Source organism: uncultured Boseongicola sp. (assembly GCF_937988555.1).
GTDB lineage: Bacteria > Pseudomonadota > Alphaproteobacteria > Rhodobacterales > Rhodobacteraceae > Boseongicola.
In genome coordinates this window covers 1-5,639 of sequence record NZ_CALJXO010000324.1, presented here as the reverse complement: position 1 = coordinate 5,639, position 5,639 = coordinate 1, and the positions used below count along the sequence as shown (strand labels likewise).

Annotated in this window: 6 protein-coding genes; 3 read left to right on the top strand and 3 right to left on the bottom strand. The window is 53.8% G+C overall.

Going from position 1 to position 5,639, the window contains the following annotated elements; all coding sequences use genetic code 11:
* Nucleotides 1-204 precede the first annotated feature (204 nt).
* Entirely contained in the window at nucleotides 205-1,131 is a 927-nt protein-coding gene (locus tag Q1B15_RS19500; RefSeq protein WP_299756993.1) for a carbon-nitrogen hydrolase family protein, read from the top strand.
* 118 nt (nucleotides 1,132-1,249) lie between these two features.
* On the opposite strand, the gene Q1B15_RS19495 is transcribed toward Q1B15_RS19500, so the two are convergent.
* Genes Q1B15_RS19495 through Q1B15_RS19485 form a run of 3 tightly spaced genes read right to left on the bottom strand, consistent with a single transcriptional unit; the run spans nucleotide 1,250 to nucleotide 2,897 of the window.
* Nucleotides 1,250-1,756, bottom strand: coding sequence for a GFA family protein (locus tag Q1B15_RS19495; protein ID WP_299756990.1), 507 nt, complete (start codon nucleotides 1,754-1,756; stop codon nucleotides 1,250-1,252).
* A gap of 25 nt (nucleotides 1,757-1,781) precedes the next feature.
* Complete coding sequence (locus tag Q1B15_RS19490) at nucleotides 1,782-2,297, bottom strand: OsmC family protein (protein WP_299756988.1); 516 nt, start codon at nucleotides 2,295-2,297, stop codon at nucleotides 1,782-1,784.
* A 27-nt stretch (nucleotides 2,298-2,324) separates the two neighbouring features.
* Nucleotides 2,325-2,897: a hypothetical protein gene (locus Q1B15_RS19485; protein ID WP_299756986.1), complete on the bottom strand. Its 573-nt coding sequence runs from the start codon at nucleotides 2,895-2,897 to the stop codon at nucleotides 2,325-2,327.
* A 63-nt stretch (nucleotides 2,898-2,960) separates the two neighbouring features.
* Between Q1B15_RS19485 and Q1B15_RS19480 the strand changes: the two genes are divergently transcribed.
* Complete coding sequence (locus tag Q1B15_RS19480; RefSeq protein ID WP_299756983.1) at nucleotides 2,961-4,076, top strand: LysR family transcriptional regulator; 1,116 nt, start codon at nucleotides 2,961-2,963, stop codon at nucleotides 4,074-4,076.
* A gap of 540 nt (nucleotides 4,077-4,616) precedes the next feature.
* Entirely contained in the window at nucleotides 4,617-5,501 is an 885-nt protein-coding gene (locus Q1B15_RS19475; RefSeq protein WP_299756980.1) for an NAD(P)-dependent oxidoreductase, read from the top strand.
* The last annotated feature ends 138 nt before the right edge of the window (nucleotides 5,502-5,639 follow it).

Here is a 5,639-nt window from a genome sequence, read left to right as displayed (position 1 = left end):
AAATTGGCGTGGCGGGCACCGGCTCAATCTTCGCAGATCGATGGGAAAAGCATAAGACAGCCCAATGCGGAAACCTTCATAGATGTCAGTATAATGCCCCAAGCCTGAGCACGCCCATTGCGACAGAGATGCACCAAGCTGGGTTTGCTTTGTTAAGGACGAAAGACTACCGTCAATCATCTTCTTGGGAGGGCCACCACGAAAATTGCCGCTGTACAGCAACCGCCGGTCTATCTGGACAAGGCTAAATCCATTCAGCGCGCGGTTGAGTTAATGTCTGATGCCGCGAAGAAAGACTGTGGTTTGATAGTTTTTCCTGAGGCATGGCTTCCTGGGTACCCGACCTTCGTTTGGCGTCTGTCACCCGGAGCAGATATGAAAAAGACTGAGGAGCTCTTTGCGCTTTTACAAGAGAACTCGGTCGACCTCAGCAAGGATGACCTGGCTCCCATTAAGGAAGCCGCAAAGGAGCACGGTATTGTTGTCGTGATGGGTCATCAGGAACTGGATGGTGCTGTGAGTGGAAGCACCTTGTTCAACAGTGTGGCCATCATCGACGCTGATGGGAAACTTCTGAACAATCACCGAAAGCTCATGCCAACAAACCCCGAACGTATGGTGTGGGGCTTCGGTGACGGTTCGACGCTTAAGGTTGTAGAGACTGCAGTCGGGCGCGTCGGGGCCCTGCTCTGTTGGGAAAATTACATGCCCCTCGCTCGGTTTGCTCTTTATGCCCAGAACATCGACATATATTGCGCACCAACTTGGGACAGTGGCGCATCTTGGCTAGCCACGATGCAACATATTGCGCGCGAGGGAGGGTGCTGGATCGTCGGATGCGCCACATCATTAGAAGCTTCCGATATTCCGGATTCGGTTATCTACCGCGACGAGTTGTTTCCTAATGCCGATGAGTGGATCAACCCGGGGGACGCAGTGATCTACCGGCCTTTTGGAGGGCCGCTTGCTGGGCCGATGCACAAGAAAAAAGGACTACTGGTCGCTGAGGTCGATGTTTCGGCCGCAAAAGCATCCCGCCGCAAATTCGATGTAGCGGGGCATTACTCGAGACCTGATGTTTTCAAGCTGACCATAAACCGTTCGCGTCAGTCTCCCGTATCCTTCGATTAGGTTGGCTTCGCGATGCGGACGTCTGTTCAAACCACCGCCAAAAGTGGGTGTTGACCGAAGTTGTAACGGTCGGTCAATCGGGTAAAACTATCGCGAGCAAGCGAACTACCCGGGTGCTTCAGGAAATTTTGATGCCGGCGGATTCCTCGATCTTTAAGAGACGCTTAAGACTCGTGGGCTTCCAGGTCTTTCCGAACTCGTAAAATCGTTCAACGCGCAGGTCTGTTTCCGGCAGAATGACCCATGGTTGCTTTGAACTTGTGTAGATGTGCACATCCGGTGGGAACTGGTCCGGGTCATCAAGCGTACCGACGCGAATGAACCGGATGTGCTTCCGCAAGCCGCCCATATTGTAGTTACTCCAAACCGCAACTTTGCATTTCTTGCAGCGAGTAATGTCCTGACCGGTGCCACTGGGCGTGGGAACGGAAATTTCCTCTTCAATGCCCGCGATAAGTTTGACGCGATCGGCCTCAAACAACGCGTTAATCGCAAAGGCAGAACCAGAGTTCTTTTGGCATCCCCGGCAATGACAGCCGTGCACGATTAGGGGGTCTGCCACCACCTGATAGCGCACATGACCACATGTACAGCCCCCTTCGTTGGTTTGAGTTCTCGTGTTCATTGCCATACTCTTTGCTTCGGAGCCGTCAGGCTATTGTGACTTCTAGTGTTGAAGGAGTTTCCCCGCGACAGCTGTCGGCGACAGGCGAATGGGTCACAGCATAGTCTACAATCTCCCAGAGAATTTTTTCGCTAACGCCCGCAGCGCCTATTTTCACTCGGGTTCGTAGGCTCAGCGAACCAGCGCGAACCGATTGGTCTATACCGAACAGGCCGCGGTCGTCATCCACACTGTCCGTAATGACCTCAAGCATGTCCAATGAAATCCCTAACTCAGCTGCACGTAAAGCAATTCTAGTGGCGTCACAGGATGCCAGTGCTGCGCGTGACAGCCAGCCCGGCGACGGCGCAGTCCCGCCACCGCCTATGGCTTGGGGCATGTCGGTTACGACCGACTGTCCATTGTCACCGGTAGCTCTGCAGCGCAGACCGCCCTCCATGACTGCCGTGATTGGTGGACTAGTGCTAAGCGCGTCCTTTGGGTTCTCTTTTAAGAAGGCGATAACGCCGTTGACTGAATTCTGGATGTGTTCAACCGACATCGTATGCTCCTGTTTTGTTGTTAAGGTTCAGTTGGTGTCTTCTTTGGTCTCGATGGGGGCCATGACATGGGCGAGCGGGGTTTCCCCCCACATGACATAAGGGCCGCCAGCAAATGGATCTCGCGGCAAGTCGGCCAACATTTCCATGTTCGGGAATAGCATCATGAGGTGCGGCCCATCCTGAACCCAAACCCCACCATCATTGGGGTCGGTTGCCATCGGGTTGTCGTTGTTCACTAACGCGTCGCCCTGAAGCATGTAGGAGACACCCACGACATCGGTGGAGAACTCGGTCCCGGCCGCGACAGAAGCCATCCACTTCATCCAAACGGGGTCATTGCACATGGGGTGCGTGTCGCCGGGAATTAAGCCGACACCCGGCAGGCAGACCCAGTCATTTCTGCCTTCCCTGAGGATCGTGCCATCCACGTCCATAATTGTCGCGTTGGCGCTGATGTCAGCCGGAGCCGCCGACATAGCTCTGACGATTTTTTCGTCATTTGACTCGGCGATGGCCGCACCTGTCAGTCCGCTGGTCGCAACAATGGCGACCGCTACGCCGATATTGAGGGGGGTCAAGGCTTTCAATCGCAGTTCCAAATCAGATACTCCCTTTCGAAATTCGTCTGTTATGTCCCATCGGGCGTCTGCCCGGACTGAGGTTTGAGCGAACGCCGACATGGTCTTGCGCCGGGCGTCACGTTTAACTTCGCATCCGATGCATGCAGAATACCTTTCATCCTGAAACCATGCCCTTCCGCTATTAGATTATTTTCGTTTGATTTTTCGGATATGTCAGGTCACTTATTCTTTGAGGCCATAAAGCTGAACTTTAGGGGGCAAATGAAAACATCGCATCTCAACGCTTTGCGCGCCTTGGAGGCAGCCTTGCGGACTGGCAGCTTTCGAGCAGCGGCGGACGAACTCGGCGTCACCACCGCGGCTGTCGGGCAACAAATTCGTGGGCTGGAAGAATATGTTGGAAGCCAACTGTTCACGCGAAATCCGTCCGGGGTCGTGCCGACTAGCTCGGCCAGCACGATCGCGACGGAGCTGTCCGCCGGCTTTGGTTCCCTCAGCTCCGTTTTGGCGCAATTGCGCAGATCGGGACCCGACAATCGCCTGTCAATTTCGATGAGCTTAGGAATTGGGGAGTACTGGTTAACGCCGAGGCTGCCGGGGTTCTATGCAATTTGCGATCAGTTCGATCTGCGGATTGATACGACACACCGCTTGGTTGATCTGCAGTCTGAAGAGTTCGATTTCGTGATACGCTTCGGACCGGAGCCTGAATTACCACTAGAAAGCATCTTTCTGTTCGCCGGATGCGTGGTGCCGATCTGCACACCGGAATTCGCGGACAAATATAATCTGTCGGAAGACACTAGGTCGCTCACCGGCGTTCCGGTCATTCTCGTCAAGAAAGAGACTAACGACCCAGGATGGTTGGATTGGGAAAGTTGGAGCAAAGAGTGCGGAATCGAGTATCAGGAGAGAGCTGCAATTCCGGAATTTCCCCGTCTCAGTTCCGGTTTGAGAGCAGCCAAAGAAGGCTTGGGAGTCGTCTTGTGCGGAATGGCCGAGTCGTTTTCAGCCCTGTGTGATGGATCGATGATTATGCCGTTCGGAGGCAGTTCGGCAACGCAGTCAAAATTTTCGTATCGGCTTGTATCTCTGCGCGGCCGAGCTCGCTCCAAAACGCAAAACGACTTCCGAAATTGGATGTCCACTGAGGCCGAGACTTATCGACACGAGGTTGAGCGCCTACTGGGCTGGTAATTGCGGGCCAATCGATTTCTGGAAGAAAAAGTTGCCGCTATAACCGGGACCCGTTTAGCATGTCGTGGGCTTTTGGCACGGCAATCTCTTACGCGGTCAGTTGAGCAACTTGCTAAGAGAAGGACCGTAGGTGTTGGTATTTTTGACGGTCTGCTTTGTCCGGAGGCTGTGTGAAAACTATCGAGGGATTCTACAAATGCCAAAAATTGCTCGATTTGGGCGCTCTCTCGTCGAGCTGAACCATCAAATTAGCAACTCCCGAAAACGAGTGGCGCGAAATCATGAAGAATCCCGAGTTTTCACACAGCCTCCGACAGAGCGGACGTTCGCTGCGCTTGCGTGAGAGACAGCTTTCCACAAAACGGCAAGGCCTTTGGAGTTATCCGGACTTTATACGCGAGACATTGTCTTCGTCCTAGCCGCGCCTCTTCCGGAAATCCGATTGAGCCAGAAAAACGCACCTTGCCCTCCAAACGATTGGTGGTTCATCATCATGTATGAATTGGAATAGCACTGAAGTGCTGAATATCGGAGGGCGCAATGAGAGTTTTCTTTACCGGCGGCAGCGGCAAGGCAGGCAAATGGGCCATCCGGCACTTGCAAGAGCAAGGCCACCACGTTGTAAATGTGGATCAATCGCCTTCGGGGCTGAACTGTCCGGAATTGTTGATTGACCTCTGCGACGCGGGCCAGGTCATTGGCGCAATGTCCCAGTTCATCGAAGGCGCGGAATTGGACGCGGGCACTGGCGTTCCAACTTATGACGCCGTTGTGCATTTCGCCGCTGTCCCCCGCGTTATGATCGGCACTGACGGTGAGTGCTTTCGGCAGAATACCTTGACCACCTATAACGTGATCGAGGCTGCAGTGAAGCTGGGCGTTCCGAAGGTGATCTTCGCAAGCTCCGAAACAACCTATGCCATCTGCTTTGCTGAAGGAGAGTTGAAACCGCACTTTGTACCGATTGATGAAACCCACCCGACCGTGCCGCATGACAGCTACGCCATGTCGAAGGTCTGCAATGAGATGACCGCCCGGTCTTTTCAGGCTCGGACGGGAACCGACATCTATGGATTGCGGATCAACAACGTAATCGAGCCACATGAGTATTCAGAGAAGTTCCCTGCATTCATGGAAAATCCGTCTTTGCGCCGCCGCAACATCTTTGCCTATATCGATGCCCGCGATTTGGGACATATGGTCGATTGCTGCCTTAGCAAAGACGGCTTGGGCTACGAGGTTTTCAACGTATCGAACGACGACATGTCGGTCGGTCTCACGTCTGATCAGGTGATTGAGCGGTTCTATCAAGGTGTCGAAGTGCGCAGCGAGATGGATGCGAACGAGACCTTCTTTTCCAACAAGAAGGCCAAGAACATGGTCGGGTTTCAGCCGCAGCATTCCTGGCGCGACGTGTTGGGATGAATCGCCGGGATTATGTGCTGGCACTGCCAAGGTGGACATCCGGGACAGGCTCCACCAAGTAATCAAAAAAGTTACCCACACCCAGTGCCAGCGCTTGGTAGAGATAGGCACTCCAGTGACACTTGGAAGAGCGGCAGA

Bases quoted from the DNA above. Each gene is read 5' to 3' on its own strand.
- Q1B15_RS19495 (WP_299756990.1), bottom strand. From the start codon at position 1,756: ATGAACACGAGAACTCAAACCAACGAAGGGGGCTGTACATGTGGTCAT.
- Q1B15_RS19490 (WP_299756988.1), bottom strand. From the start codon at position 2,297: ATGTCGGTTGAACACATCCAGAATTCAGTCAACGGCGTTATCGCCTTC.
- Q1B15_RS19475 (WP_299756980.1), top strand. From the start codon at position 4,617: ATGAGAGTTTTCTTTACCGGCGGCAGCGGCAAGGCAGGCAAATGGGCC.